At 73.8% G+C, this 26,368-nt stretch carries 23 protein-coding genes; 13 read left to right on the top strand and 10 right to left on the bottom strand.

Annotated features, from left to right (window positions below):
- Window positions 1-138: 138 nt before the first annotated feature.
- The 6 genes from ACFV8H_RS31190 to ACFV8H_RS31165 all read right to left on the bottom strand — a co-directional run bounded on the left by ACFV8H_RS31190 (window position 139) and on the right by ACFV8H_RS31165 (window position 6,176).
- Entirely contained in the window at window positions 139-798 is a 660-nt protein-coding gene (locus ACFV8H_RS31190) for a zinc ribbon domain-containing protein (RefSeq protein WP_380406718.1), read from the bottom strand.
- Window positions 799-894: 96 nt separating this feature from the next.
- Window positions 895-1,206, bottom strand: a complete 312-nt coding sequence (locus ACFV8H_RS31185; RefSeq protein ID WP_380406716.1) for a hypothetical protein — start codon at window positions 1,204-1,206, stop codon at window positions 895-897.
- Between the two features lie 111 nt (window positions 1,207-1,317).
- Window positions 1,318-2,334: a signal peptidase I gene (lepB, locus tag ACFV8H_RS31180; protein ID WP_380406714.1), complete on the bottom strand. Its 1,017-nt coding sequence runs from the start codon at window positions 2,332-2,334 to the stop codon at window positions 1,318-1,320.
- Window positions 2,335-2,400: 66 nt separating this feature from the next.
- Window positions 2,401-2,997: a helix-turn-helix domain-containing protein gene (locus tag ACFV8H_RS31175; RefSeq protein WP_375890955.1), complete on the bottom strand. Its 597-nt coding sequence runs from the start codon at window positions 2,995-2,997 to the stop codon at window positions 2,401-2,403.
- Between the two features lie 224 nt (window positions 2,998-3,221).
- Window positions 3,222-4,796: a hypothetical protein gene (locus ACFV8H_RS31170; RefSeq protein ID WP_380406712.1), complete on the bottom strand. Its 1,575-nt coding sequence runs from the start codon at window positions 4,794-4,796 to the stop codon at window positions 3,222-3,224.
- A 210-nt stretch (window positions 4,797-5,006) separates the two neighbouring features.
- Window positions 5,007-6,176 (bottom strand): magnesium and cobalt transport protein CorA, encoded by a 1,170-nt coding sequence (locus tag ACFV8H_RS31165; RefSeq protein WP_380406710.1) that lies wholly within the window; start codon window positions 6,174-6,176, stop codon window positions 5,007-5,009.
- 467 nt (window positions 6,177-6,643) lie between these two features.
- Here ACFV8H_RS31165 and ACFV8H_RS31160 point away from each other — a divergent pair, with 467 nt between their 5' ends.
- From ACFV8H_RS31160 to ACFV8H_RS31140, 5 genes are all read left to right on the top strand, one after another.
- Window positions 6,644-8,014, top strand: a complete 1,371-nt coding sequence (locus ACFV8H_RS31160; RefSeq protein WP_380406708.1) for an NAD(P)/FAD-dependent oxidoreductase — start codon at window positions 6,644-6,646, stop codon at window positions 8,012-8,014.
- 165 nt (window positions 8,015-8,179) lie between these two features.
- Window positions 8,180-9,781, top strand: a complete 1,602-nt coding sequence (locus tag ACFV8H_RS31155; protein ID WP_380406706.1) for an ABC-F family ATP-binding cassette domain-containing protein — start codon at window positions 8,180-8,182, stop codon at window positions 9,779-9,781.
- Between the two features lie 184 nt (window positions 9,782-9,965).
- A complete protein-coding gene (locus ACFV8H_RS31150; RefSeq protein WP_380406704.1) occupies window positions 9,966-10,355 on the top strand; it encodes a hypothetical protein in 390 nt (129 codons plus the stop codon).
- A gap of 253 nt (window positions 10,356-10,608) precedes the next feature.
- Complete coding sequence (locus ACFV8H_RS31145; RefSeq protein ID WP_380406702.1) at window positions 10,609-11,016, top strand: hypothetical protein; 408 nt, start codon at window positions 10,609-10,611, stop codon at window positions 11,014-11,016.
- A gap of 75 nt (window positions 11,017-11,091) precedes the next feature.
- Window positions 11,092-12,378: a VanZ family protein gene (locus ACFV8H_RS31140; RefSeq protein WP_380406700.1), complete on the top strand. Its 1,287-nt coding sequence runs from the start codon at window positions 11,092-11,094 to the stop codon at window positions 12,376-12,378.
- Window positions 12,379-12,463: 85 nt separating this feature from the next.
- Here the strand turns inward: ACFV8H_RS31140 and ACFV8H_RS31135 are convergent, their stop codons facing one another.
- Complete coding sequence (locus ACFV8H_RS31135; protein WP_380406696.1) at window positions 12,464-14,014, bottom strand: MFS transporter; 1,551 nt, start codon at window positions 14,012-14,014, stop codon at window positions 12,464-12,466.
- Between the two features lie 149 nt (window positions 14,015-14,163).
- Between ACFV8H_RS31135 and ACFV8H_RS31130 the strand changes: the two genes are divergently transcribed.
- The gene (locus tag ACFV8H_RS31130) at window positions 14,164-14,817 is read left to right on the top strand and encodes a TetR/AcrR family transcriptional regulator (RefSeq protein WP_380406694.1); all 654 of its coding nucleotides are present in this window, start codon (window positions 14,164-14,166) and stop codon (window positions 14,815-14,817) included.
- A 112-nt stretch (window positions 14,818-14,929) separates the two neighbouring features.
- On the opposite strand, the gene ACFV8H_RS31125 is transcribed toward ACFV8H_RS31130, so the two are convergent.
- Window positions 14,930-15,634, bottom strand: coding sequence for a GntR family transcriptional regulator (locus tag ACFV8H_RS31125; RefSeq protein WP_380406692.1), 705 nt, complete (start codon window positions 15,632-15,634; stop codon window positions 14,930-14,932).
- Between the two features lie 153 nt (window positions 15,635-15,787).
- Between ACFV8H_RS31125 and ACFV8H_RS31120 the strand changes: the two genes are divergently transcribed.
- From ACFV8H_RS31120 to ACFV8H_RS31100, 5 genes are all read left to right on the top strand, one after another.
- The gene (locus tag ACFV8H_RS31120; RefSeq protein ID WP_380406690.1) at window positions 15,788-16,321 is read left to right on the top strand and encodes a YbhB/YbcL family Raf kinase inhibitor-like protein; all 534 of its coding nucleotides are present in this window, start codon (window positions 15,788-15,790) and stop codon (window positions 16,319-16,321) included.
- Window positions 16,322-16,329: 8 nt separating this feature from the next.
- Window positions 16,330-17,022 carry a metal-dependent transcriptional regulator gene (locus ACFV8H_RS31115; RefSeq protein WP_380406688.1) on the top strand — a complete coding sequence of 231 codons (693 nt, stop codon included), beginning with the start codon at window positions 16,330-16,332 and terminating at the stop codon, window positions 17,020-17,022.
- Between the two features lie 276 nt (window positions 17,023-17,298).
- Complete coding sequence (locus ACFV8H_RS31110) at window positions 17,299-18,030, top strand: response regulator transcription factor (RefSeq protein WP_380406687.1); 732 nt, start codon at window positions 17,299-17,301, stop codon at window positions 18,028-18,030.
- Window positions 18,027-19,595, top strand: a complete 1,569-nt coding sequence (locus ACFV8H_RS31105) for a sensor histidine kinase (protein ID WP_380406685.1) — start codon at window positions 18,027-18,029, stop codon at window positions 19,593-19,595. The genes ACFV8H_RS31110 and ACFV8H_RS31105 overlap by 4 nt, the downstream gene beginning before the upstream one ends.
- Window positions 19,596-19,745: 150 nt before the next feature.
- The gene (locus ACFV8H_RS31100; protein ID WP_380406683.1) at window positions 19,746-20,183 is read left to right on the top strand and encodes a hypothetical protein; all 438 of its coding nucleotides are present in this window, start codon (window positions 19,746-19,748) and stop codon (window positions 20,181-20,183) included.
- 686 nt (window positions 20,184-20,869) lie between these two features.
- Here the strand turns inward: ACFV8H_RS31100 and ACFV8H_RS31095 are convergent.
- Window positions 20,870-21,214 carry a hypothetical protein gene (locus tag ACFV8H_RS31095; protein ID WP_380406681.1) on the bottom strand — a complete coding sequence of 115 codons (345 nt, stop codon included), beginning with the start codon at window positions 21,212-21,214 and terminating at the stop codon, window positions 20,870-20,872.
- A 25-nt stretch (window positions 21,215-21,239) separates the two neighbouring features.
- Window positions 21,240-22,976, bottom strand: coding sequence for a high frequency lysogenization protein HflD (locus tag ACFV8H_RS31090; RefSeq protein ID WP_380406679.1), 1,737 nt, complete (start codon window positions 22,974-22,976; stop codon window positions 21,240-21,242).
- Window positions 22,977-23,489: 513 nt separating this feature from the next.
- Here ACFV8H_RS31090 and ACFV8H_RS31085 point away from each other — a divergent pair.
- Both ACFV8H_RS31085 and ACFV8H_RS31080 read left to right on the top strand, forming a co-directional pair.
- Window positions 23,490-24,872 (top strand): DUF4331 domain-containing protein, encoded by a 1,383-nt coding sequence (locus tag ACFV8H_RS31085; protein ID WP_380406677.1) that lies wholly within the window; start codon window positions 23,490-23,492, stop codon window positions 24,870-24,872.
- A 90-nt stretch (window positions 24,873-24,962) separates the two neighbouring features.
- Window positions 24,963-26,333: a tetratricopeptide repeat protein gene (locus ACFV8H_RS31080; RefSeq protein ID WP_380406675.1), complete on the top strand. Its 1,371-nt coding sequence runs from the start codon at window positions 24,963-24,965 to the stop codon at window positions 26,331-26,333.
- The last annotated feature ends 35 nt before the right edge of the window (window positions 26,334-26,368 follow it).

Raw genomic sequence — 26,368 nt, 5'->3', positions numbered from 1 at the left:
CCCGGGCCCCCCACGTCCTGCCGCGTGCCCCCCCCCCCCCGGGGCCCCCCCCCCGCGCCCCCCCCCCCCCGCGCCCCCCGGGCCCCCCCGCCCCCCCCCCGCCCCCGGGCCGCCCCGTCGCGTCGACGTACCGGCCGCTCAGCGCCTCGCCCCGCAGGACGGGCAGAACGCCGCCCCGTCGGGCACGTCCTTGTGGCACTGCCCGCACTGGACGGGCTGCGCCAGCTTGAACCCGCAGCCGGGGCAGAACGGCGTGCCGTGGGTCTCCGTGTGGCACTGCGGGCAGACCAGTTGGCGCGGCGTCTGCACGTCGTACTCCGCGCCGGACTGCTGGCCGACCTGGTAGGCCCGGTCCGAGACCATGTCGTTGAGGCCGCGCCGCTGGGCCGCGGCCGCCTCGGCGGCGGTGTCCGGGGCGCAGTCGAAGCACAGGCCCTGCTCCGGGTTGAAGCAGCGGCCGCAGACGTAGCGGGTGCAGCGGGCGCACCGGTTGAAGTGCGACTGGGCGTTGTCGATCGCGCGCTGGAACGCGGCGTCCCGCGAGGTGCCCCAGGTCTGGCCGGCCAGGCCGTCCGCAGCGTTGCTGATCGTGTTGGCGTTGCCGCCTATGAGGTTCCAGGCCGCGCTGACGCCCTTGCCCAGCCAGCCCGCCACCTGACCGGTGGTGAACCGCTCGAACGGCGAGCGCCAGGTGTCGGAGCAGCGGTAGCAGGAGAACTCGAACTGGAAGCCCGCGCCCGTCCCGTACTGCTCGCACAGGTCGCGGTAGTTGTTGTTGAAGTAGATCTCGGAACTCACGTCGTCCCCGGTTGCTGAAAGTGGCCTAGTCGGCGTTCGCTCCCAGGGACGACAGGGGTCCTCGAACGGTTCCGCCAAGAACTCCTGACACTCTCTTCACAACCCGGAGGCCGGGAGCAGCCGTACCCGGTCGGGTTCGAACGGCCGCCAGTCGGCGGGCCGTCCGCTGCGGCCGACCCGCAGCCGGCACCAGTTCCGCCCGGCCGGGTCCTGCCACCAGCCGCTGATCCGGCCGGGCGCCCAACGGCCGCCACCGAGGTCGACCTCGACCGGCTGGTACACCCACCGGACCTCACGGTCCGTCGGCGGCACGGGCATCACGTCAGGCGCTACGAACACCGCGGGCGGCACCGCGGGCAGCACCGCGGGCACCGCCGGCGCCGTGGGCCCGTTCGAACCCTCCACCACGGTTCCGCCTCCGATCCGCCCGGTGCGACCGCGCCCGACGCCGCGGCCCGTCGCCGGAACTCTACAGCCGTGTAGAACACGGCGGGCGGAGTTCCGGCGAAGCGGTCCCGCTCAGCGCCCGGTGCGCCGCGCCCGCCGGCGCCGCCACAGCGCGATCGGCACGACGCCCGCGAGGGCGAGCACCGCCGGCGCCGGGGGCGCCTCCACCGGGCTGCCCGCGGCCCGGGAGGGCACCTTGTCGAAGGTGTCCGGGACGGGCAGGGTGGACCAGTCGGAGATCGGCCACGCCACCACGAACGCCCGGCCGACCACGTTGTCCACCGGCACGAAGCCGTCCCCGGTGAGGTTCTGGTGCGGACGGGAGTCCCGGGAGTTGTTCCGGTGGTCGCCCATCACCCAGAGCTTGCCCTTGGGCACGGTGACGGTGCCGACCGGGTCGTTGTCGCAGGGCGTCGCCCCGGGGAAGAGGTACGGCTCGACCAGCGCGACGCCGTTCACCTTCACCGGGCTGCCCGCGTTGCACTCGACGGTGTCGCCGCCGACCGCGATGACCCGCTTGATCAGGTCCTTCTCGTCCGCCGAGGGCATCAGGCCGACGGTGCTCAGCGCCTTCTGGACGGTGCCCATGACGCCGCCGGAGCTGGCCGTGGGGGTGTCCTCCAGCCAGCCGCCCGGGTCGCGGAAGACCACCACCTCGCCGCGCTCCGGCTCGGCGCCGAACCACGGGGTGAGCTTGTCGACCAGCACCCGGTCGCCGATCTGCAGGGTGTTCTCCATCGAACCGGAGGGGATCGAGAAGGCCTGCACGAAGAAGGTCTTGATGCCGAGCGAGAGCAGCAGGGCGATCACCAGCAGGATCGGCAGCTCCTGCCAGAACGGGCGCTTCTTGCGCGCGGGCTTGGCACCGGCCGCGGTGGACTCCTCCGGTCCGGCGGCCCGCCCGGCTTCCGGCTCCGGCGGCTCCTCCGTCCCGGCTCCGGAACGGGTTCCGGGGGCGGCGCCCGGCCCGGTGGCGGGCCCGGCGCCGGGGCCGGTACCGGTGCCGGTGTCCACCCCCTCCGGCGCGGTCCCCGGCCTCTGCTCGGTTCCGCCGCTCTCGCCGGACTCCGTGCTCTGCTGCACACTCATGTAATCGGCCCCTCCCGACGGCCTGCGGGGGAGCCCGAAGCGGAGACCCCCTGTCAGGGAACGAACCTACCGAACAGAGGTTCCCGGGCGCGCCCTGATGTGGATCCGTTCGCCCTGCGGGCCGAACAGGCTGAGGAACTCCACCGGCTGCGAACCGGCGTTGCCGAAGCCGTGCGGGGTCCGGGTGTCGAACTCGGCGGCCTCACCGGCGGTCAGTTCCAGGTCGTGCGGGCCGAGCACCAGCCGCAGCCTCCCGGACAGCACGTACAGCCACTCGTAGCCCTCGTGGACCTTCAACTCCAGCTCCGGCCCGGCGTTCCGGCCCGGCGGCACGATGTGCTTGTACGCGTGCAGACCACCGAGGTGGCGGGTGAGCGGGACGACGGTCTGGCCGTTCCTGGTCACCGGGCGCGGGTGGATCCGCGGGTCCCCGGTGGCCGGGGCGCCGACCAGTTCGTCCAACGGCACCCGGTACTCCCGGGCCAGCGGCAGCAGCAGCTCCAGGGTCGGCTTGCGCTGCCCGGACTCCAGGCGGGACAGCGTGCTGAGCGAGATCCCGGTCGCCGCGGCCAGCTTGGCGAGCGTGGTGCCGCGCTCCCTGCGCAGGGCCCGCAGCCGCGGGCCCACCGTGGTGAGGACGTTCTCGAACTCTTCGTCGGCCATGCCTGCTATTCGCCGGGACGGCAAGGGTGCTTGTCAATCCGGCACACCGGTGACGACCCGTCCCCACCTGCCGACGGGGCCCGGTGGCGGTCCCCACCGTGCCTGGGGGGGGGGGGGGGGGCCCCCCCCCCCCCCCCGGGCCCCCTCCTCCGGCTTCCCGGATCACGGCCTTCCAGTCCTCCCCCGTCACGCGGTCGTCGGGCCGCGCGCCACCGGCACTCGCGCTACCGGTACTCGCGCAGCCGGGGCCGCACCCCCAGCGCGGTGAGCGCCACCGCCGCCGCCAGGACGACCCCGCCCAGGGCCGCCGTGGTGCCGTCGAGGTCGCCGTCGGTCGCCGCGAGGGCCGCGTCCATCGCCTTCTGGTTGACGTCGATGGTGTCCTGCATGGCCGCGCCCAACTGCCCGAACTGGTAGTTGGACTGCCCCTCGGCGAGCCCGGTGTTGAGCGTGATCGCGTCCTTGAGCTGCCCCGCGCCGCGCAGCACGCGCATCCGGTGGTCGATCGCCTGGTACTCCTGGAAGGCGCTCAGGACCCGCTCGGCGGCCGCCTGCTCGCCGGGGAAGGTGATGTTGTTCAGCTCGGCGCCCAGGTACCCGCCGAAGGGGACGGTGGAGCGGTTCTGGTGGTGGCGTTCGACGGCGGTCTGCAGCCGGGTGCCGTAGGTGTCCAGGGTCGCCCCGTCGAAGTGGACGATCGCCTGGCTCTGCTCCAGGTAGGCCTGCTCCCACACGGCCGCCCGGCTCGGGTCGATCAGGTAGCGGCTCTCGTCGGCGTTCATGTCGTACGCGACGGCGCGGGAGCGGCTGAGCGCGATCACCGAGTCGTAGGCGTCGCTCTTGGCCGTCACCAGGTGGTCCGAGGTGCGGCCCACCAGGGCCAGACCGGTCACCAGCACCACGCCGGTCAGCAGGGTGACGCCGGCCAGCGCGGGGTTGAACACCCGGTGGTAGCGCACGAGCAGCGCGCGCTGGAGCCCGACCAGCGCGGCGAGGGCGAGCAGTCCGGCGCCGAACAGCCACCACCAGCCGGTGCCCAGGGCGTCGCGCTGCTCGCCGTAGACGCGGTCGACGGTCGCCTCGTTGGCGGCCGTGACCTGGTCGGCGGCGGGCAGCAGTTGGCTGCGCAGCAGGTCGGAGGCCTGCCGGTAGGCGTCCAGGGCGGCGGGCGAGGGCTGGCCGGCCGGGGCCTTGGCCTGCTCCTCCAGCAGCTGGGAGCGGGCCACCAGGGCCTCGTAGCTGCCGAGCCGGCCGAGCACAAGTTGGACGGCGCGCTGCCCGGCCGGGTCGGCGGCGGCCGCCTGGGCGGCCTGCTGGAGGTCGTCGTCGGCCTGGTTGCGGCGCTGCTCGTAGGTGTCCAGGGTCTGCTTGCGCAGCGCGGCGTAGTCCTGGTCGTCGCCGACCAGCAGCAGGTTGGCGGCCTGGGCGTCCATGTCGCTGAGCGCGAAGTAGAGGTCGGCGGCGCGGGTGGCCTGCGGGGCCGCCCGGTGGCCGATGGTGTCGGTGCCGTCCCGGGCGCCGCCGAGCACGGCGGTGGCGGTGGCGCCGAGGCCGATCAGGGCGGCCAGGCTCAGCGCGGTGAGCGCGCGGACCAGGCGCGGGGTGGTCCAGTAGGAGCGGCTGCCGACCGTCCGCAGTCCCTGCCCGAGCCGGGCCAGCGGCCCGGACTGCAGCCACGGTCCGGACGGCGGCCGCGGTCCGGCGGGCTCGCCGCTGCTCCCGGCCGGTTCCGGGCCGTCGTCCCCTCCGGCGGCCGCCTCCTCCGAGGTGGCCGATCTGCCTGTTGTCGAGGTGGTCATGACCACACGTCCCTTTCCCCCGTGGCACGGTCCGCCGGGGCTCCCGGTGGGAACCGAACACAGAACCGTTTCTCTCCGCCGCGCGACGCTAGTGCCGCGCCACCGGCCGTGGGACGCTCCCTGACGGCTCCTTGACACCGGCGGACGGGGATCTTGACGCTTCCTTAGCGCGGGGTCGCCGGTGGCACACGGACGGCCCGCCCGGGGCCGTCAGAGCCAGTCGCGGCGCTTGAACACCAGGTACAGCCCGGTGCAGACCAGCGCCATCAACCCGACCGCGAACGGATAGCCGAAGGCCCACTTGAGCTCCGGCATGATCTCGAAGTTCATCCCGTAGACCGTGCCGATCAGGGTCGGCGCGAACAGGATGGCCGCCCAGGAGGAGATCTTCTTGATCTCGTCGTTCTGCGCGTGCCCGGCCTCGGCGAGCTGCTTCATCTCCTCGTTCTGCCGCTGCGAGACCAGCGTCGCGTTCACCGTCAGGATGTTCTGCAGCATCTGCCGGAAGCCGTCCACCCGCTCGGCCGCGTAGGTGGCGTGGTCGGCGACGTCCCGCAGGCGGCGCTGGAGCTCCTCGTCGGTGCCGTACTTGCCGAAGCCCGCCTCCAGGCTCCGCATGATCTCCAGCAGCGGCCGGGTGGCCCGCTGGAGCTCGATCACCTCGCGGGACAGCTCGTAGATCCGGCGGGAGACGTGCGGGTCGCCGCCGAACACCTCGGTCTCGATCTCGTCGATGTCGTGCTGGAGCCCGGCGATCACCGGCGCGTAGCCGTCCACCACGGCGTCCAGCACCCCGTACAGCACCGCCTCCGGACCGAGCGCCAGCAGCTCCGGGTCGTCCTCCAGGCGGCGGCGCACCGCGGAGAGGTCCGGGGCCTGCGAGTGGCGCACGGTGATGACGAAGTCGGGGCCGACGAACAGGTGGATCTCGCCGAAGTCCACCTCCTCCGCCTCGTCCAGGTAGCGGGCGGCGCGCAGCACCACGAACAGGGTGTCGCCGTAGCGCTCCAGCTTCGGGCGCTGGTGGGCCACGATGGCGTCCTCGACGGCCAGTTCGTGCAGGTTGAACCGGTCCGCGGCCTCCAGCAGCTGCGCCTCCGCCGGGCGGAACAGCCCGATCCAGGCCATCGTGCCGGGGCGGTCGGGCAGTTCGCGGTAGATCGCGGCGAGGTCGGCGGGCGCGTCCGTGCGGCGGCCGTCGCGGTAGACCGCCGCGTCCACCAGGGAACGCTCCAGTGCCACCGGCTCGACCGGCTGGTCCGGGCGCGGGTCCATCGAGTGCTCGGGCGCGGACCGGGGATCGACGGGCCGCCGCTCGGCCGTCGGACGGGAGAACGGACGCTTGCTCGCGCGCACGGCGCGCACACGCCAGTCGGACATGGCGGGGAACCTCCACGGTGGGTGCCCGGCCGCCGCCGTGCTCGGCACGGCGGGCCGGGGGCGCCCGGCCCGCCGCCACGCGCACGGCGCGACCGGCAGCGCGCCCCGCCGGTGGCGGGGTCAGCCCTGCGCGGGAGCCGTACGGGAGGAGGAGTGCCGGGGGCCGCGAATCCTGCGGGACAACCGGGGGCGGGGCCGACTTCGACCCGTACTACTGCACTCCACGGCTCTCACCTCCTCGAATCCGCGCGCCCCGGAGGACGCCGACGCAACCCCACCCGATGTTAGTACCCGCACGACCGACCCTCTCCACCGACCCTGCCCACCCCCCTGACCACCACCCTTCCGACCGGACCGCCGGCGGCCCCGAGGCCGTCCGGCCCGGGCCTCAACGGACTTGCGCCGTCGGCCCGTTCGTCCAGCTGGAACGATTACGGTCCGACGCCGCCGCCACTACGCTACGTCGCATGAATTCTTCGGAGACGGCCCCCGCGCGGGGCACGGCGGTGGTGATCGGCGGCGGGCTGGCCGGCGTGGTGGCGGCCTGGGCGCTGCGGGGCCGCGCCGAGCGGATCGTCGTGGTGGAGCGGGACCGGTACCCGGACGCGCCGGCGTTCCGGGCCGGGGTGCCGCAGGGCCGGCACGCGCACCTGGTGCTGGAGGCGGGCCACCGCGCGCTGGAGGAGCTGATGCCCGGCATCAAGCAGGAGTTGACCGACGCGGGCGCGCACCGGGTCTCCACCTCGGGCGACCTCCGGTGGCTCAGCTCCGCCGGCTGGATGGCCGACTACCCGGCCCGGCTGGCCTTCCTCTCCTGCACCCGGCCGGTGCTGGACAAGGTGGTGCTGGACCGGGTCCGCACCGAACCGTCGATCGAGTTCCTGGAGGGCACCGACGTGGTCGGCCTGCTCGGCTCGGCGCAGCGGGTCACCGGGGTGAAGGTCCGCGAGCGCGGCCGGGAGCGCGGGGACGTCCAGGACCGCGGGGACGTCCAGGGGCGCGGCGAAGTCCGGGAGATCCCGGCCGAGTTGGTGATCGACGCGGCCGGCCGCTCGACCTCGGTGCCGAAGTGGCTCGGCGAACTGGGCCGCCCGGTGCCGGAGGAGCGGGTGGACGCGGGCGTCGCGTACGCCTCCCGGCTGTTCCACCGCCCGCCCGGCGTCGACCTCGGCCACCAGGCCGTCTACCTGCAGACCAAGGCCCCGGACAAGCCCCGGATGGGCGTCCTGCTGCCGGTCGAGGGCGACCGCTGGATCGTGAGCCTGGCCGGGATGCGCGGCGCCGAACCCGCGCCCGGCACCGAGGGCTTCACCGAGCACCTGTCCCGACTGCGCGACCCGGCCCTCGCGGAGATGCTGCGGGGCGCCGAACCGGCGGGCGAGGTACGCGGCTTCCTGCCCGGCCCGGGCGTGCGGCGGCACTACGAACGCGGCGCCCCGGACGGCCTGGTGGCGGTCGGCGACGCCGCGAGCACCTTCAACCCGGTGTACGGGCAGGGCATCACCGTGTCGCTGTTCTGCGCCCAGGTGCTGCGCCGCACGGCCGCCCGGCACGGCGGCGTCGGGCCCGCCACCGCCCGTGACGCGCGCCGGGAGATCGCGGCGGTGTCCAAGACCGCGTGGATGATGTCCAGCGCCGAGGACGTCCGCTTCGCCGCCACCACGGGCGGGCCCTCGGGCGCCCTGATCAGGCTCCAGCACCGCTACCTGGACAAGGTGCTCCGGGGCGCCACCCACAACCCCGAGATCACGGCGGCCTTCCACGAGGTGCTGTCGCTGGTCGCGCCGCCGACCCGGCTGTTCCACCCGGCGGTGGTGGCCGCCGTGCTGCGCGGCTGACGGCCCGCGCGGACGCACCCGTCAAGCGGACGCGCCCGTTAATTCGGGTGCGTCCGTTCCGGCCGCCCGTTACCCTGGCCGACATGTCTACGCCCCGAATCTCCTAGCTGACGGACCGCCTCCACGCCACCCGTCTGCCCGCTAGTCGTTTCGGAGCGTTACCCCATGATCACCACCCGTGGTGTCGACGTGCGCGTCGGCGCCCGTCTGCTGCTGTCCGACGTCACCCTGCACATCGCCCCCGGCGACCGGATCGGCCTGGTCGGCCGCAACGGCGCCGGCAAGACCACCCTGCTCTCCACCCTCGCCGGGCACCTGCCCCCCGCCGCCGGTACGGTCACCCGCACCGGACCGGTCGGCTACCTCGCGCAGGACTCCCGCGCCGCCGACCCGGCCGTCACCGTCACCGACCGCATCCTGTCCGCCCGCGGCCTGGACACCGCCGTCCGCGCGCTGCGCGACGCCGAGCGGGCCATGGCCGTGGCCGGCTCCGCCGCCGAGGAACGCCGGGCGATGGACGCCTACGCGCGCGCCGACACCGCGTTCCAGTCCCGCGGCGGCTACCCGGCCGAGGCCGAGGCCGCCCGGGTCGCGGCCGGGCTCGGGCTGCCCGCCCGGATGCTGGACGCCCCCGTCGGCACCCTCTCCGGCGGCCAGCGCCGCCGGGTCGAACTGGCCCGCATCCTGTTCGCCGACCACGGCACCCTGCTGCTGGACGAGCCCACCAACCACCTGGACGCCGACTCCGTCGGCTGGCTGCGCGGCTTCCTCGCCGCCCACCGGGGCGGACTGGTGCTGATCAGCCACGACCTCGACCTGCTGGCGGAGACCGTCAACCGGGTCTTCCACCTGGACCCGCAGCGCGCCGCGCTCGACGTCCACAACACCGGCTGGCGGGCCTACCTGGCCCAGCGCGCGGCCGACGAGCGCCGCCGCACCCGGGAACGGGCCAACGCCGAACGCAAGGCCGCCGCCCTGCACGCCCAGGCCGACCGGATGCGGTCCAACGTCGCCACCGCGACCAGCGCCCGCAGCATGGCCCGGCGCGCCGACCGGATGCTCGCCGAGCTGGAACCCGTACGGCAGACCGAGCGCGCCGCACGCATCCGGCTGCCCGAGCCCGCGCCCTGCGGCCGGACCCCGCTCGGCGCGGTGAGCCTGGCCAAGGCCTACGGCGGCCGGACGGTGCTGAGCGGCCTGGACCTCGCCGTGGACCGCGGCAGCCGAACGGTCGTGCTCGGCCTCAACGGCGCCGGCAAGACCACCCTGCTGCGCGTCCTGGCCGGGCGGGAACGCCCGGACTCCGGCCGGGTCGTCGCCGGCACCGGCCTGCGGCTCGGCTACTTCGCCCAGGAGCACGACACCCTGGACCCGGCGCTCAGCGTGCGCGACAACCTGGCCGCGGCCGCGCCCGAGCTGACCGACGGCGAACTGCGGGCCGTCCTCGGCGCGTTCCTGTTCCGCGGGGACGAGGCCGACAAACCGGCCGACGTGCTGTCCGGCGGCGAGAAGACCAGGCTGGCGCTGGCCGCCCTGGTCCACTCCGGCGCCAACGTGCTGTTGCTGGACGAGCCGACCAACAACCTCGACCCGGCCTCCCGGGCCGAGGTGCTGGCCGCGGTCGGCACCTACCCGGGCGCGATCGTGATGGTCACCCACGACCCCGGTGCCATCGAGGCGCTCCGGCCGGACCGGGTACTGCTGCTGCCGGACGGCGACGAGGACCTCTGGCACGACGAGTACCTGGACCTGGTCACCCAGGCCTGAGCCACCACCCCCGCCCGTAGCGGTCCGCCGGTCCCCGGCGGGCCGCTACGGCCCTCCGCGCCTCGGCCGACCGGAGAAAGGGAGGCGGTCGTGGCCATTGACGGTAGACCCGGCCACCCGGATCCTCTCCCCTACGGCCCGGCCACCGGCCCCGGCCGCACCGACGATCCGGGGGTGGTCACCGATGGCGAACCAGATGGCGGACGAGCGGATGCCGACATCACTCAAGTGGGTGGTAGCGGGGGTCTGGCTGCACGCCGTCGGCAACAGCGCCGCTGGGATCTTCCTCCTCGCCCTGATCCACGGCCAGCACGGTGAAGGCGTCGCCATGGTGACGTTCATCGCCTTCCTCTCGATCCTGATCGGCGTCCTGCTCGGCACCTGCGCGGCCCTGGCGCCGGGCGGGGCCCGGTGGACCCGGAGGACCGTACTGGTGATCGAGTGGCTCGCGATCATCAGCGGCGTGATCCAGCTCTTCTCCGGCTCGATCATCTCGCTGGCCGGCATCGCGATCGCGGGCATCATCGTCCAGGCGTACAGCTCCGCCGAGGCCAAGGAGTGGTTCACGGTCTGAAGGGCCGATCGTCATCACCGGTCGCTGAGCGCGATCCTGCCGATCACGCGCAACAGCCGGCCGCGCTCCGGCCCGTCCGCTCCGACGGACCGCGGGCGTCCGGAGACGCATTGCGGAGTCCCCGAGACGCATTGCTGATTCCAAGGCAGGCACCCCGTCCTACCGTGGAAAGCACACGGGGAGCCCGCCCGGAACCATGAACGGTGCGGGAGGACCGATCCGTTCCTGACACCCCTTCACCAAAAGGAGCATCATGCGAATCGGCACGCGCGTCATCGGAACCGCCCTGGCCGGAGCCCTCCTGGCCGTCGGAGGCGCATCCCAGGCCATGGCACAAGCGAAGTACAGCGCGTCGACGTCGCTCTCCAACGGCCGCCTCAGCACGTCCATCTCCCAGGAGGACAAGACCCAGCCCGACGGGTCCGCCTTCTGGCAGCTGCAGGACGTCTACGAGAAGACCGGCGGCGGCACCATCACCGCACAGTTCGGGTTCAACTACCACGGCTACTCCTACAACCGCGACTGGAGCGACCAGTCCGTCAACCAGACCAAGGACGCGTGGTTCTGGGACCTCGGGTTCAACGACTGCCAGAACGTGATCGGCTGGATGGCCGTCAAGGGCCAGAACACGTTCTACAACGCGCCCGTCACCATCTGCTAGCAGCCGCCCGCCGTCACGATGGGCCCGCGCCCGAGGGCGTGGGCCCATCGCTGTGCCCACTGGAGTGCCACCAGCATGATCCGCGCGATCCTCCACCACGAGCCGGGACTGCTCTGGACCGCCCTGGCGGCTCTGATCGGCGCAGCCGCCCTCTCGGCGGCCGTCGCCGGACGGCGCTCGGCCCCGAGGCTGCTGTCCGCGCTCGCCGGAGCGTCCACCGCCCTGGTGCTCGTCGCCACCCTCTACCCCGTCCACCCCGACGCACCGGCCCCGCTCCGCTGCACCGCCGGGCTCGACCTGACGGGTGCGATGTCGGGCAGCCAGGGCCTGATGAACATCGCCCTGTTCGTCGCGGCCGGCTTCTTCACCTCCCGCCTCGTTCGACGGCCCGTCAGCACCGGCATCGCCCTCACGCTGCTCTCCGCAGCCGTCGAGGCGACCCAGGCCCTGACCCCCGGCATCGGCCGCAGCTGCGATTCCGCCGACCTGTGGGACAACGCGCTCGGGGCCGTGCTCGGCTGTGGCCTCGCGTACCTGTGGAGCCGCCGGACGGGCGACCGACCGCTGGGCACCACCAGGCGCGAGCTCGCGCGCGGGGCGGTCGCCCTCGTGGGCGGAGCCGCAGTGATCGCGGCCGTCCTGGTGCCCTTCGTGGCGGTCGTCGCACCTGACCCCACGGAGAACACCGTGGCCGGACCGGCCCAACGGGCCGCCGCCACCAAGGAGTTCCGGGAGTTCTTCGGGTCGGCCGCCGAAGTCGCGTCCGTCCAGTACGTCGAAGGATCCTCCGGTCACCCCGGGACGGTCAGCGTCACCGGCCGGCAGGGCAGCCTCGAACTGGCGTGGCCGGGCGGCGAACCGGCCTCCGGGCTCGTCGGGCCGACCCCCGACCAGGCACCCGGCGAAGTCACCGACGACGTCGCGGTCGACGCCGCCACCCGCTTCGCCCGGACCCACTTCCCCTGGGCCCTCACCGACAGCTACCCCAGCACCGACCCCCAGCCGAATTCCGGCGGCGCCAGGACCGTCCAGTGGCGTTCCCGCGTCGACGGCGTCCTCATGCCGATGCGACTCGACCTGCTCGTCACCGGCAACGGCCAGGTCAGTTCGTTCTCCGCCCGGCACGTCGACCCGCCCGCCCTGCCGAAGGCGACCGTCACCGAGGCGACCGCACGGAGCACCGCGGCCACCGCCCACCCCGGCTTCACCACCAGCAGCACGATCCTCCTCGCCCAGGCGGACCGCGACGGCACGTGGCACCCGCGCTGGCTGGTCGGCATGAAGCCGCCGGAGGACCAGCAGAAGAAGGGCCTCCTGGTGGTCACCATCGACGCCGCCACCGGCGCCTTCGTCGCGACCTAGCCGGCGGCTGCGGCCCCACCTCAAGCAAACCGGGCATCACGTCACGTACCGCCCCCTCGAGTACCCGGCTGCCTCGGGGACAGCGTCAACGTCTCGGCAGGACCGGTGTCGGTGCCGGCGTCGAGGGCACGGGCGCGGGGTGGGCGCCGGGCAGGGCCAGGGCCAGGGCGGCGCCGAGGAGGCAGACCGCGAGACCGACGGTGCAGGCGACGTGGAATCCGTGCATGAAGGAGCTCTGGACCGCCGCTCGCAACGCCTCCCCGGAGCCCGGGGGCGTGGCCGTCGCGGTGCGCAGGGCCTCGGCCACCGAGCCCTTGGCCGCGCTGAGGGTGCCGGCCGGGAGGGTGGAGAAGGCGGTCGTCGCGAGGTGGGAGGCGTAGAGGGAGGTGAAGACGCTGCCGACGACGGCGACGCCGAGGGTACCGCCGGTCTCGCGGGTCGCGTCGTTCACGGCCGATCCGACGCCCGCCTTGGCGGGCGGCAGGACGCTGAGGATCGACTCGGTGGCCGGTGCGGTCGTCAGGCCGAGGCCCAGTCCCATCAGGATCATCTGGCCGACGATCAGCCCGTAGGACTGGAAGGCGGGCGAGAGGGCGATCCACCCGAAGGAGGCCCCGAGGAGCAGGAGCCCGGAGGTCACGACCGCCCGGGTCCCGGCCCTGGCGGCGAGCGCGACCCCGCCGAGCGAGCCGAGCGCGATGGTGAGCGCGACCGGCAGGATCCGCACGCCGGTGGAGAGGGCGCCGTAGCCGCGGATGAACTGGAAGTACTGCGTCACCAGGAAGATGAAACCGAAGAGCGCGAAGAACGCGACGGTGACCGCTCCGCTGGCGGCGGAGAAGGCCGGGGTGCGGAACAGGGTGATGTCCACCATCGGGTGGCTGCGCCCGCGTTCGATCACCACGAAGAGGGCGGCGAGGGCGGTGGCGGCGGCGAAGCCCGCGAGGGTGGCGGGCCGGTCCCAGCCCCGGGTCGGCGCCTCGATGACCGTGAAGACCAGCAGGCCGACGGCGGCCGAGGCGGTGAGCAGGCCCGGTGGGTCCAGTCGGGCGCTCGACGGGTCCCTGGACTCCGGGACCCAGAACCAGGTGGCGGCGAGGGCGACCAGCGCCACCGGTACGAGCGCGAGGAAGACCGAGGGCCAGGCGAAGTGGGCCAGCAGGAGTCCGCCGGCGACCGGGCCGACGGCGACGCCGAGGCCGGTGACCGCGCCCCACAGGCCGACCGCCTTGGCGCGTGCACGGCGGTCGGGGAAGGCGTTGGTGATGACGGACAGGGTCGTGGGGAAGATGACCGCCGCGCAGGCTCCCATGGCGAAGCGGACGGCGATCAGCGCGCCGGACGACCCGGTGAGGGCTCCCAGCGTGCCGGTGAGCGCGAAGCCGCCGAGTCCGGTGAGCAGGGCGGGCCGTCGTCCGAACCGGTCGCCGAGCGAACCGGCGGTCAGGACGAGGGCCGCGAAGGCGAGGTTGTAGCCGTCGACGATCCACTGGAGGTCGCGGGTGGTGGCGTGCAGTTGGCGGCCGAGGTCCGGGAGGGCGACGTTGACGATCGTGGTGTCCAGGTTGATCGCGAAGGCCGCGAGGCAGACGGACGCGAGGGCCAGGGAGCGCCGGGGCGCGGGACGGTGGGGCATGGCTGCCTCCGACCAGGTGGGGCGGATGGTGCGGGCTCGGTCGAGGGAGTGGATCCCGCGATGTTGACAGCGGGAACATGTGGACATCTGCCAGCATTTCACCGCAAAGTGGACACTGTCAACACCGGAAGGGACGGGAGGGCGGGAACGTGGCCACGAGCCGGCCGTACCACCACGGAAACCTGCGGGAAGCACTGGTCGCCGGCGGGGTCGACCTCGCCAGGACCGGCGGACCCGCCGCCGTCGTCCTGCGCGCGGTCAGCCGGAGGGCGGGCGTCTCGCACAACGCCGCGTACCGGCACTTCGCCGGCCACGAGGCCCTGCTGGCGGCGGTCGGGGCGAGCTGCATGAACCGGCTGGGGCGGCTCATGCTCGCCCGCTCCGCGGCCGTGGACCTGCCCGACGAGGTGGCGGCGGCCCGGGCGCGGCTGGACGCGATCGGCCGGGCGTACATCGACTTCGCCCTGACCGAGCCCGGCTGGTTCCGCACCGCCTTCTGCGGGACCACCGCCGCCCCGCACGGGGAACCGGACCCGGCATCGGGCCTGGCATCGGGCGGGGAACCGGGCCCGGAGGGCTCCTGCGGCGCGGACCCCTACGCCATCCTGTCCACCCACCTCGACGACCTGGTCCGGCTCGGCGCCTTCCCCGCCGACCGCCGCCCGGGCGCCGAGTATGCGGCCTGGTCGGCGGTCCACGGCCTGTCGGACCTGCTGGTCGAGGGCCCACTGCGGGGCCTGTCCGGAGCCGAGCTGCGCACCGCCGTCGAGGCCGTCCTGTCGACCGTCGCCCGCGGCCTCTGAGTCCACAGGGCCTACGCCCGCCCGAGGTCGAGGGCCACAGCGGCACGCCCGGCGACGTAGTAGACGTCCTGGCGGATCCGCGTTCAGCGCCCAGCCAGGTCGGCGTGGCGCATCAGGCTTCCTTCGCGGGTTCGCGGTGGGGGCGGCCGGTCAAGTCGGCCGCGGTCCGGGTGAGGTGCTGGGTCAGCACCTCGGCCGCGGTGTCGGCGTCGCGGGCCAGCGCCGCCTCCTCCAGCCGGCGGTGCTCGCCGACGGCGTCCCGGCCGGGGTTGTGCTGCGCCGACCAGCGGCGAGCCAGTTCGCTCGCGGTCCACGTTCGGTCGAAGGTCTCCAGCAGGACGGGGTTGCCGCAGCCCTCCAGCAGGGTGCGGTGGAACACCCGGTGGGCTTCGGACCATGCAGCGCTGTAGTACTCGCCCTCCTCCGGCACGTACGCCGGGGTGCGGGCCAGACGGTGGTGGGCGGCTCGTACGCGGGCCTCCCAGTCGACGTCCCCGCGCTCGATCGACATGCGCAGCACGACCGGTTCGATGGTCCTGCGGGCCTCCGCGATCTCCTGCCAGCGGCGGTCGGAGACGGCCGGGACGGCGAAGCCGCGGTTGGGCAGCCGGTCGGCGAGGCCCTCGCCGACCAGCCGCACGAGCGCCTCACGCACAACGGCCAGGCTCACGCCCTGTTCCTTGGCGAGGTCCTGCGGTTTGAGGGCGTCGCCGGGGGCGTGGTCCCCGCGCATGATCGCGTCCCGCAGGTGTGCGTAGACCTGCTCGGAGAGCATCAGCTTCCCCGGTGAGGTCGAGGTGTGGGCCGTCTGAGTCATGCCTCCAGCATAGACGATCCCGCAGATAATCGATTATTAGTGTTATGGTCGATTCAGCGACCGAGGGAGCGCGTCGGTGCCGCCACGCGAAGCCGTGGGCTCCGTCGGCCGCACCACCACCGCCCCACCGCACACACCGAAAGGAACGACGCGATGAGCGCCAACGACCCCTTCGCCCGCCTCCCCGAGGCGGCCTTCTTCACCGTCACCAGCACCGCCGTCACCGACGGCGCCGCATGGCCCCCCGAGCAGCACTCCTCCGGCGTCCCCGGCGGGAAGGACGTCTCCCCGCAGCTGTCCTGGAGCGGCGCCCCCGACGGCACCAAGAGCTACGCCGTCACCGTCTACGACCCCGACGCCCCCACCGGGTCCGGGTTCTGGCACTGGGCGGTCGCCGACATCCCCGCCACCGTCACCGAGCTGCCCGAGGACGCCGGCGACGACACCGGCTCAGGCCTGCCCGAGGGCGCCTTCCAACTGCCCAACGACGCCCGCGCGGCCCGCTTCATCGGCGCCGCACCGCCGGCCGGACACGGCCCGCACCGCTACTTCGTCGTGGTGCACGCCCTCGACGTCGAGTCCATCGGCGTCCCGGTCGACTCCACCCCGGCCGTCCTCGGCTTCACCATGGCCGGCCACATCCTCGGCCGAGCGGTCCTGACCGCCACCGCCGAAACCCCCGCCTGACGAACAGCATGTCCGGACTCATCGACACCACGGAGATGTACCTCCGCACGATCCTGGAGCTCGAGGAGGAAGGCGTGGTCCCCATGCGCGCCCGCATCGCCGAGCGCCTGGACCAGAGCGGCCCCACCGTCAGCCAGACCGTCGCCCGCATGGAACGCAACGGTCTGCTGCGCGTCGCCGCCGACCGGCACCTGGAGCTGACGGAGGAAGGCCGGCGGACCGCCACGCGCGTGATGCGCAAACACCGGCTCGCGGAGTGCCTGCTCGTCGACGTGATCGGACTGGAATGGGAGCAGGCCCACGCCGAAGCCTGCCGCTGGGAGCACGTGATGAGCGAGGCCGTCGAACGCCGCGTCCTCGTGCTGCTGCGGCACCCCACCAAGTCGCCCTACGGCAACCCGATCCCGGGTCTGGAGGAACTCGAGGGGAAGAGCACCGTGGATCCGTTCCCCGACGAGAGCATGGTCAGCCTCAGCGACCTTCAACCCGGGCCGAACGGCGCGACCGCGGTCGTACGGTGCATCAGGGAGCTGGTCCAGACCGACCCCCGACTGATGTACACCCTCAGGCACGCCGGGGTGCGGCCCGGCGCGGTCGTGAGCGTGACGTCCTCGTCCGGCGGTGTGACGGTCAGCAGCGGCGGGGAGGCCACCGAACTCCCCACGCAGACCGCCGCGCACGTCTTCGTGGCCGAGCACTGAGCCCACCCGGGTGCCGGCCCATGCCGTAAGGCCCGTGCACCCGACGAGGACGGCCCTCGACCACGACGGCGGGTTCCAGCGATCCCCGCAACACCCTGACCCCAGGGAGTTGCGGGGATCGTGGATGTTGAGGGCTTGAAGGCGAGGTTCTTCGAGCCACGCCACGACTGGGAGCCGTTGCCCCGCAGGTCGCGGGACTTCGATGAGAAAGCTCTCATCAGCCCGTGTCACCGTAGGACGCCCCGGCGGAGGCCGGACGGGAGCGAGGAGACCCCGATGGCGGGCGGTGACGGCACCGGGACGGTGCTGGTGGTGGACGACGACGACATCATCCGCAGGTCGCTGGAGCGCGGCCTGCGGCTCAGCGGGTTCACGGTACGCACGGCCGACGGCGGGCGGACGGCGCTGGGCCTGGTGGCGGACGAGCCGCCGGACGTGCTGGTCCTCGACGTCTCGATGCCCGACCTGGACGGCAGCGAAGTCTGCCGTCGGCTGCGGGAGCAGGGCATCGACACGCCCGTGCTGATGCTCTCCGCACGGGACGAGCTGGCCGACCGGGTGGCCGGCCTCCAGGCGGGCGCCGACGACTACCTGGTCAAGCCGTTCGCGCTGGAGGAGCTGGTGCTGCGCCTGCACGCCCTGCTGCGCCGCCGAACCCGGGCCGACACGTACGGCCGGCCCGCCGGGCCGGGTGGTGAGGTGCTGCGGGTCGGGCCGCTGGAGATCGAACCCGCCGCCCGCGAGGCCCGCCGGGACGGGCAACCGCTGCGGTTGACGCGCCGCGAGTTCGAGCTGCTGGAGTACCTGGCCCGCAACGCCGGGCTGGTGCTGACCCGCGACCAGTTGCTGGACCGGGTGTGGGGCTACGACTTCGAGGTCCGCACCGATGCCGTCGACACGTTCGTCAGCTACCTGCGCCGCAAGCTGGAGGAGGGCGGCCGTTCACGGTTGATCCACACGGTGCGGGGCGTCGGCTTCGTGCTGCGGACTCCGGAGTCCTACCGGTGAGCGGCACCGCCCCCGCCCGGCGCTCGATCAGCCTGGCCACCCGGATCGCGACCGGTGCGGCCCTGCTCGTCCCGCTGCTCGTCCTGGGCACCGGCGCACTGCTGCTCGGGCTCGTCACCCACGATCTGCGCGCCCAGCAGGACACCAGGCTGCGCGACCGCGCCGCCGCCGTGCTCCCCGCCGCCAAGGCACTGCTGAGCGCCACCCGGCAGGACCGGCCCCGGGTCGAGCAGAACCAGCGCCGCAACCTGCTCGACGACGCACTGGACGTCGGCATCCGGGTGGCGGACGCGAACGGCGACCGGGTCACCGAGGGCGGCCCCGTGCCGGGCCCGGCCGTGGTACTCCCGCACCCCGCCCCCGCGGGCACCGGCGGGCCGGTCACCGTACGGGCGCAGGGCCGGGCCTGGCGGGTGCTGGCCCGGCCGGTGGCGGGCGCCGACCCCGGCACGCTCTGGGTCACCGCACCGGTGTCGGCGACCGACCCGCAGGTGGACGCGGTGCGCGGGCGGATCCTGTGGGCCGCAGCGCTGGCCGCACCGCTCTCCGGACTGCTCGCCTACGGCCTCGCCCGGCGGACCACCGCACCGCTCAGCCGCCTGGGCCGACGCGCCGCCGCGCTCGACCCGCAGGCCGGCGCCGTGGGCTTCACCCACCGGCACAGCGGGGTCCGCGAGGTGGACGAGCTCGCGCTCGCGCTGGAGAGCACGCTGGCCCGGTACGACCAGCAGGTCGCCCGGACCGGCCGGGCACTGGAAACCGCCCGCTCGTTCTCCGCCGCCGCCTCCCACGAACTGCGCACACCGCTGATGAGCCTGCGGACCAACCTGGACGTCCTCGGCGCGCACCCGGACCTGCCGCCGACGGACCGCGCGGAGATCCTCTCCGACCTCCGCGACGACCACCGGCGACTCCTCGACCTGCTCACCGCACTGCGGACGCTGGCGCGTGGCGACCTGGTCGAGGAGGAGGCGTTCACGGTCCTCGACCCGGCCGACCCTGCCGCGGCCGCCGTCGCGGAGCTGCGCCGGCGGCGGCCGGAGGTGACCGTCGACCTGGCCGGTCCCGGCCTCACCGGGCCGGACACCGGCGGGCCGGACGTCGGGCCGGACGCCGGCGGGCCGGACGTCGGGCCGGACACCGGCGGGCTGCGGGTGCACGGGTGGGAGGCCGGGCTGCGGATCGTCTGCGACAACCTGCTCGCCAACGCGGCCGTGCACGGGCACCGGTCCGGGGAGCCGGCCCGGATCGCGGTCGGACTGCGCCGGGACGCCGGACAGGCGGTGCTGACCGTGGACGACGAAGGGCCGGGCATCCCGGTGGCGGACCGGGCGGCGGTCTTCGACCGCTTCCACCGGCACCGGGACAGCCCCGGCTCGGGACTGGGACTGACCCTGGTCGCCCAGCAGGTGGCCCTGCACCGCGGCACCGTCACGGTCACCGAGCCGCCGGGCGGGACCGGCTGCCGAGTCGAGGTCCGGCTGCCCCTGGTCGGCGAGGACGCCCCGACGCCGCCCCTGCCGACCCGCCGCGAATGGATCGGCTCCACGGGTACGAGCGCCTGACGCGCCACGGGCGTCGGAGCACCCGCGAAGCGGTGCGCCGGCTCGCCGGCTCACAAGGAATCCACAAAGAGGGTCCTTATCGTCCTGCTCAGCCGGACCGCCCGACGCTCCGGCCGGACCTGCCACCCGTGGCAACTGGAGGACTTCGCCATGCACCCGCACCGCAAGACCGCTGCCGTGATCGGCGCTCTCGCCCTGGGCACCACCCTGGTCGCCCTCACCGGACCGGCTCAGGCCGCCACCCCCAGTGCCACCCCGGTGGCCTCCCAGACCCCGAAGGTGCTGCCGACGCCCGAGGGCGACGGAGCGAAGGGCATCTGCAAGCGGCTGCCGAAGGCCGACCAGCGGATCAAGAACGCCCTGGACCGCCTGAACGGCCCGGTCACCGAGGCCGGCTCGATCGCCCGTCTGCAGCAGCGGGTGAACAACGCCAAGGCCGCCGGGCACACCGCGATCTACAACGACCTCAACGACCGGCTGACGTACCGCAAGAGCCTGGTGCCCACGCTGACCCAGCGCCAGAGCGACCTGAACGCCGTCGCCACCTGGTGCTCCTCGCAGGGCCTCGGCACCCCGACCGCGCAGTGACCGCCCGCACAGTGACCATTCCCGGCACGGCGTCCGACCCGGTCGGCGGCAGGTCGGTGGCTGCACCGGTACCAGCCGCCCGGCTGTCGCGGCGAACCGCTGCCGTCACGGCCGCCCTGCTCGCCACGCTCGCCCTATCGGCGTGTGGCACGAACGGGACCGGCCCCGGAAAGAGCGGCGCACCCGCCGGGGCACCGTCCGCCGACGCGAGCGGGTCGGCGGCGAGCGGTGACCGACTCGGCGAGATGCGGAAGAAGGTGGACGCCGCCGACAGCGCCGCCGCCGCTGCCGAATCGGACGCCGCCAAGGACACCCAGGACACCTCGACTCCCTGACCCCACAAGCTCTCCGGCTGTTCCCCGTCGAAGCAACGTCGAAGCAACGGGGAACAGCCGAAGCCGCCTGTGAGATCGAGCGAAAGGGCTCTGAGCGCGCTCTCCGGCAGAACTCGACCTGGACCAGCCGGCGCTGAGCGTGGAGTTGGTGCTGTCGCAGATCGTCGGGCTGGTGATGCGCAACGCCCTGTTCCCCTACCACCGGGGCGATCGAGGACGCCCGCGGGCGGGCGCAGCCCTTGCGGGGCTGGAGACGGTGCGCGGATCACCTCGCCGTAGTCTCCCCCGCACACCCGCGCCGCCCGGGCCCTCGTCGAGCGACCGGACGCCGCGGCGTCGGCCGGAACGTGACTATCCGGGTGCTGTGACGTGGACGGCGTCGCCGCCGAGTGCGGTGTAGAGCTCGGTCCAGTGGCGGTCGGTGTCCGTGGGCGCTCTGCCGTCGCAGTACGTCTTCGTGCCGTTGGCGGTGTAGAAGCGCATCATCTCCAGCACCGACTTCGGGTCGGACTTCTCCCGGCCCGTGTACGCGCTGCCGGGGTCCTGGCTCTGGTGCTGGATGCAGCTGGGGGACGGGGTGCCGGCCTGGGCGTCGAACCTGCCGTCCGGCTCGCCGCCGCAGCCGGCCAGGGCGGTGACGGCGGCCAGGGCGGGTACGAGAAGGCGAACTGCTCTGCGCGGGCTGCGGGCGTTCACGGTGGCGGTCCTCCGGGGTGGGACGTCAGATGGTGGCGGGCAGGCTGCGGACGGCCAGTCCGATTCCCACCGTGAGGATGAGCAGGGCGGTCAGCAGTGAGCTGTAGGGGGTGAGGCGGCGCAGGCGGCCGAGGAGCGGCCCGTCGGTGGCGGCGGCGAGGCGGTCGCCCAGGCGGACCAGCAGCAGGCCGACCGCGGTGAGGGTGGCGGCCATGCCCAGGCCGTAGGCGACCACGAGGGCCGCGCCGAACAGGGTCCGGCCGAGCGCGATGGCTCCGAGGAGGACGACGAGCGCCGACGGGCTGGGGACCAGGCCTCCGGCGATGCCCAGGCCGATCAGCCCGCGGCGGCCGGGCGGGGCGTGGTGATGGTGGTGACCGCCGCCGAAGAGGCCGTGGCGGTGCCCGTGGTCGTGATGGTGCCCAGCCGCGTGATCGTGGTGGTGCCCGTGGTCGTGGTGGTGCCCACCGGCGTGATCGTGGCCGTGGTCGTGGTGGTGGTGCTCGGGGTGGTGGTGCTCGGGGTGGCCGCCATGGGCGTGGCCGTGCGGGTGGGCGTGGTCGTGCGGGTGGGTGCGGCCGTGGTGCTGGGCCGGGGAGGGGGCCGCCGCCGAGTGGGCGAGTTCCCTGGCCGGCTCCGCCCCGGGAGCACCCGTGTCGTGCGCGTGGTCCGAGAGGGGGCCGGGGTGCGGGCCGCCGCGCGCGCGGCGGGTCGCGTCCCGCAGCAGGCCGAGGCCGACGACCGCGACCAGGGCTCCGCTGGCAACGCCGAGCCAGCCCAGGACGACGTCGCCGGCCAGCGAAGCGGACGCGGTCAGGGCCAGGCCGATCACGAGGACCCCGGCGGTGTGGGTGAGGGTGACGGTGGCTCCGACCGCGACCGCGTCCCGGGTGCTCCCGCGCCGGCCGGCCAGGTAGGCGGCCATCACGGTCTTGCCGTGCCCGGGCAGCAGCGCGTGCCCGGCCCCGAGTACGATCGAGAGCAGGACGGCCAACAGGCCGATAGGAACGGTGAGTTGACGGGCCGCCCCGAGGCCGGCGAGTCGGCTGTCGAGGCCGGCGAGCCAGGCGGTGGGGCCCGAGCCGTCGTTTCGGGAGGCGGCCCCCGACGCGGCGGCCGGGCCGCCGCCCGGCAGGACCCGGAACTGCGCGCGGGTGACGCCACTGGGGCTGTTGAGGAGGTCGCGGGGGTAGTCCCGCAGCTCCTTGGACACCGACTCGGCCGGCACGTCCGTCGGGTCGAGCCGGGCGCCCTCGCCCCGCGCGGTGATCTCGTTCCAGCCGACCCGGCCGGGGTCGCTCCCGCTGGAGACCCGCACGGTGGTTCCGCCGGCCGGAACGCCCAGGGCCGCGTCCAGCACGCACTCCAGCCGGCTCGTGGGCAGACCGGCGGTGCCGTCCTCGTACCGGAACCGCGCGGACCGGGTCGTCCAGCGCAGCGCCGTGGACGCCTGCTCCGTCGTCACCTCGAGGCGCTGGGCGGTCTGTGCGCACTGCTCGGCCGCCCAGGCGGCAAGCTCCCCGTCGTCGATCGCGCCGTCGCCGTTGCGGTCGACCCTCGGCCGTTCCTGGAGGGTGGGGATCTCCGCGGCATCGGTGACGGCCAGGGCCTCGATCCGGTCGGGGTGGACGGTGAACCCGAGGTAGTGGTTGACGGAGAAGTTCCCCAGCGGGTGCGCGTGAGCGGGCGCCGCGAGGCCGAGCAGACACAGCGCGCCCACCGCCCCCGCGCCCGTCCGAACCACGCGTCGCGGCAGCACCACGTCATTGCCTCCGGGGAGAACGACCCGCCACCACGGCCGAGAGGGCCGACGGCCGGGATGAGGATGAGGGCGAGCGCCCGAGCGGTAACCCTGGTGGCCTCGTCCGGCGGACGGCACGTCACCACTCCGGCGAGGTCCACGGGATCACTCGCACGGGGCACCCGCCCCGCATGCACGGCCCCCTCCCGAACGTGAGTGCCCTCACTGCACCCCCGGCGCTCTCCCTGCCCCGGACCGTTGCCGCTCAGAGCACGGACGGGTTCCACCGACCAGGTGGTCCGGCTGGGCCGGGCGGGTGAGGCGACCAAACCTCAACCGCCCGGCGTGCGAAGCACGAACAGGATCCGGTTCACAGTGCCCCTTGCGGCTGCCCAGCCGGACCTGCGCCGGGGCCGGACGGGCCCCGGGCGGACACCGACCGTCACGGAAGCGAGAACCCGACCCTCAATGAACGTCACGCGCCGACCTTCCCGCAGAACCCGGATCGCGCGCAGCGCGGCCATCCTCACCAGCATGAGCCTGGCCATCGCCGGCACCGCGCTCATCGGCCCCGGAGCCGGAACCGGTAACGCCTCCAGCCACCGCGAAGCGCCCCTGATCGCCGCGGACCCGCAGGTCGACAACACCGACGTCTACGCCTTCACCAGCCCCGACAACCCCGACACCGTCACCCTCATCGCCAACTGGCTGCCCTTCCAGGAGCCCAACGGCGGCCCGAACTTCTACCCCTGGGCCGACGGCGCGCACTACGACGTCAACATCGACTCCCAGGGCACCGGCAAGCCCGACATCACCTACCGCTGGACGTTCCACACGGACGACCAGCGCGGCACCAACACCTTCCTCTACAACAACGGCGTGGTGAACAACCTCACCGATCCCACCCTCCTGTTCCGCCAGTACTACACGCTCCAGGAGCTGCGCCCGGGCTGCGAGCCCGTCACGCTGGTCGAGCACGGCCAGGTCGCCCCCTCGGACACCGGCAAGGCCTCGATGCCCGACTACGGCCGGCTCCGCAACCAGGCGACCGTCCAACTCCCCGGCGGCGGGCAGACGGTGGCCACTCAGGCCGCCGACCCGTTCTTCCTCGACCTGCGGGTCTTCGACCTGCTCTACGGCGGCAACCTCTCCGAGGTCGGCCAGAACACCCTCGCCGGCTACAACGTCAACACCGTCGCCCTGCAGATCCCCAAGAGCCGCCTCGCCTTCAAGGGCGACCCCGGCCGCAACCCCGTCATCGGCGTCTGGTCGAGCACCGAGAAGCAGACCCTCAAGCTCAGCCCCGGCAAGGCGGACCCGACCGGCCGGCACGTCCAGGTCTCGCGCCTGGGCAACCCGCTGGTCAACGAGGTCGTCGTCCCGGCCGGTCTCAAGGACACCTTCAACTCCCTGCCGCCGTCCCAGGACCACAACCAGCCCGCGCTGGTGAACAAGGTCCTGAACCCGGAGGTGCCGCAGCTCGTCCAGGCCATCTACGGCATCCCGGCCCCCGCCACCCCCCGCACCGACCTCCAGGAGATCTTCCTCACCGGCATCGCCAAGGCCACCAACGGGCCCCTCGCCGTCGACCTCAACTCCCAGCTCATGAACCAGGACATCGACACGTCCAAGTTCGTGCCCGCCGAGGAGCTGCGCCTGAACATGTCGACGCCCGTCACCGCGAATCCCGACCGGCTCGGCGTCCTCGACGGCGACTTCCAGGGCTACCCCAACGGGCGCCGCCTGACCGACGACGTCGTCGACATCGAACTCCAGGCGCTGGAAGGCGCGACCCCCGGCCACCTCATCCCCGCGCTCGCCGCCGGCGACAAGGTCGACCACGCCGACAAGCCGTTCTCCGCCGCCTTCCCGTACGTCGCGCTGCCCTACGCCAAGGCTGTCAACCAGCCCAACTAGCAGCATGGTTGCGGGTGGTCGGCAACGACACCGTCGGCCACCCGCCGACCACCCGCCGACCCTCCCCTCCGCCACCACCAGAGGACCCCGATGCGCCGCCTACCGCTCCTGCTCACCACCGCCGCCCTCTGCGGCGCCCTGGCGACGGCCGGGGCACTGCACCACCCGACGGCGGACCGCACCGGGTCCCCGGGCGACGACGCGGCGCACGCCGCAGGCCCGCGCACCGCGGGCAGCTCCCTCGCCCGGGCGATCACCGCCGAACAGCAGCGGCTCAAGGCACTGCCGAACGACGCCCCCGGCTGGGCCCGGCTGGGCGCGGAGTACGTCGAACAGGCCCGACTGACGGCCGACCCGTCCTACTACCCGAAGGCCGACGAGGCCCTGCACCGCTCCCTCACGCTCGCACCCGACGCCAACATCGAGGCCCTCACCGGCCTGGGAGCCCTCGCCAACGCCCGCCACCTCTTCGACCGGGCACGTGACTTCGCCGAACAGGCCATCGCCGCCTCGCCCGCGCACTGGCCCGCCTACGCCGTCCTCGCCGACGCCCGCACCCAACTCGGCGACGACGCCGGCGCCACCGACGCCGTCCAGCAACTCCTCGACCGCAGGCCCGGCACCGCCTCCTTCACCCGCGCCGCCTACGACCTCGAACAGCACGGCCACCCCGACCAGGCCCGCGCCGCCCTCGAAAGCGCCCTCGCCTCGGCCTTCGACCCCGCCGACAAAGCCTTCTGCCGCTTCCAGATCGCCGAACTCGACCGCAACGCCGGCCACCCCGACCAAGCCCTGACCGGCTACCGCGAAGCCCTCGCCGACGACCCCGGCCACACCCCCGCACTCGCCGGACAGGCCCGGGCCGAAGCCGCCCTCGGCAACACCGAGGCCGCCGTCCGGGACTACGACGCCGCCATCGCCAAGGTCCCGCTCCCCCAGTACCTCCTCGAACTCGGAGAACTCCACGAATCCCTCGGCCACCCCGAACAGGCCCAGGAGCAGTACCGCCTGCTGGAAGCCGAACAGCGCCTGGCCGCCGCCAACGGCGTCGTCGACGACCTCACCCTCGGCCAGTACCAGGCCGACCACGGCGACCCCGCCGAAGCCGTACGCCTGCTGCGGGCCGAATGGCAACGGCGCCACAACGTCCTGGTCGCCGACGCCCTCGCCTGGGCCCTGCACCGCCAAGGCGCGGACCAGGAAGCACTGGACCTGGCCGAACAGGCCGAAAGCCACGGCTGGCACAACGCCGTCTTCCTCTACCACCACGGCGAGATCGAACGCGCCCTCGGACACACCGAAGCCGCCCGCGCCCACCTCGGCCAGGCCCTCGCCACCGACCCCTCCTTCAACCCCCTCCACGCGCCCCGCGCCCGCGCAGACCTCGCCGCCCTCACCGACGCCCCCTCGTCACCCAGTTCGCCATCCACTGCCACCAGCAGAACAACGGCCAACCGGTGATCATCCCGATGACCCTGCTCCGCCAGGACCACACC

Origin of the sequence: Kitasatospora sp. NPDC059827, from assembly GCF_042731675.1 — a bacterium.
Classification (GTDB): Bacteria; Actinomycetota; Actinomycetes; order Streptomycetales; family Streptomycetaceae; genus Kitasatospora.
This window is presented reverse-complemented; position numbering and strand designations above follow the sequence as displayed.

Coding starts and splice junctions, on each gene's coding strand:
- ACFV8H_RS31170 (WP_380406712.1), bottom strand. CDS start 4,796: ATGACCACCTCGACAACAGGCAGATCGGCCACCTCGGAGGAGGCGGCC.
- ACFV8H_RS31110 (WP_380406687.1), top strand. CDS start 17,299: ATGGCGGGCGGTGACGGCACCGGGACGGTGCTGGTGGTGGACGACGAC.
- ACFV8H_RS31160 (WP_380406708.1), top strand. CDS start 6,644: ATGAATTCTTCGGAGACGGCCCCCGCGCGGGGCACGGCGGTGGTGATC.
- ACFV8H_RS31145 (WP_380406702.1), top strand. CDS start 10,609: ATGCGAATCGGCACGCGCGTCATCGGAACCGCCCTGGCCGGAGCCCTC.
- lepB (WP_380406714.1), bottom strand. CDS start 2,334: ATGAGTGTGCAGCAGAGCACGGAGTCCGGCGAGAGCGGCGGAACCGAG.
- ACFV8H_RS31100 (WP_380406683.1), top strand. CDS start 19,746: ATGCACCCGCACCGCAAGACCGCTGCCGTGATCGGCGCTCTCGCCCTG.
- ACFV8H_RS31175 (WP_375890955.1), bottom strand. CDS start 2,997: ATGGCCGACGAAGAGTTCGAGAACGTCCTCACCACGGTGGGCCCGCGG.
- ACFV8H_RS31120 (WP_380406690.1), top strand. CDS start 15,788: ATGAGCGCCAACGACCCCTTCGCCCGCCTCCCCGAGGCGGCCTTCTTC.
- ACFV8H_RS31085 (WP_380406677.1), top strand. CDS start 23,490: ATGAGCCTGGCCATCGCCGGCACCGCGCTCATCGGCCCCGGAGCCGGA.
- ACFV8H_RS31135 (WP_380406696.1), bottom strand. CDS start 14,014: ATGCCCCACCGTCCCGCGCCCCGGCGCTCCCTGGCCCTCGCGTCCGTC.
- ACFV8H_RS31115 (WP_380406688.1), top strand. CDS start 16,330: ATGTCCGGACTCATCGACACCACGGAGATGTACCTCCGCACGATCCTG.
- ACFV8H_RS31140 (WP_380406700.1), top strand. CDS start 11,092: ATGATCCGCGCGATCCTCCACCACGAGCCGGGACTGCTCTGGACCGCC.
- ACFV8H_RS31150 (WP_380406704.1), top strand. CDS start 9,966: ATGGCGAACCAGATGGCGGACGAGCGGATGCCGACATCACTCAAGTGG.
- ACFV8H_RS31080 (WP_380406675.1), top strand. CDS start 24,963: ATGCGCCGCCTACCGCTCCTGCTCACCACCGCCGCCCTCTGCGGCGCC.
- ACFV8H_RS31155 (WP_380406706.1), top strand. CDS start 8,180: ATGATCACCACCCGTGGTGTCGACGTGCGCGTCGGCGCCCGTCTGCTG.
- ACFV8H_RS31125 (WP_380406692.1), bottom strand. CDS start 15,634: ATGACTCAGACGGCCCACACCTCGACCTCACCGGGGAAGCTGATGCTC.
- ACFV8H_RS31165 (WP_380406710.1), bottom strand. CDS start 6,176: ATGTCCGACTGGCGTGTGCGCGCCGTGCGCGCGAGCAAGCGTCCGTTC.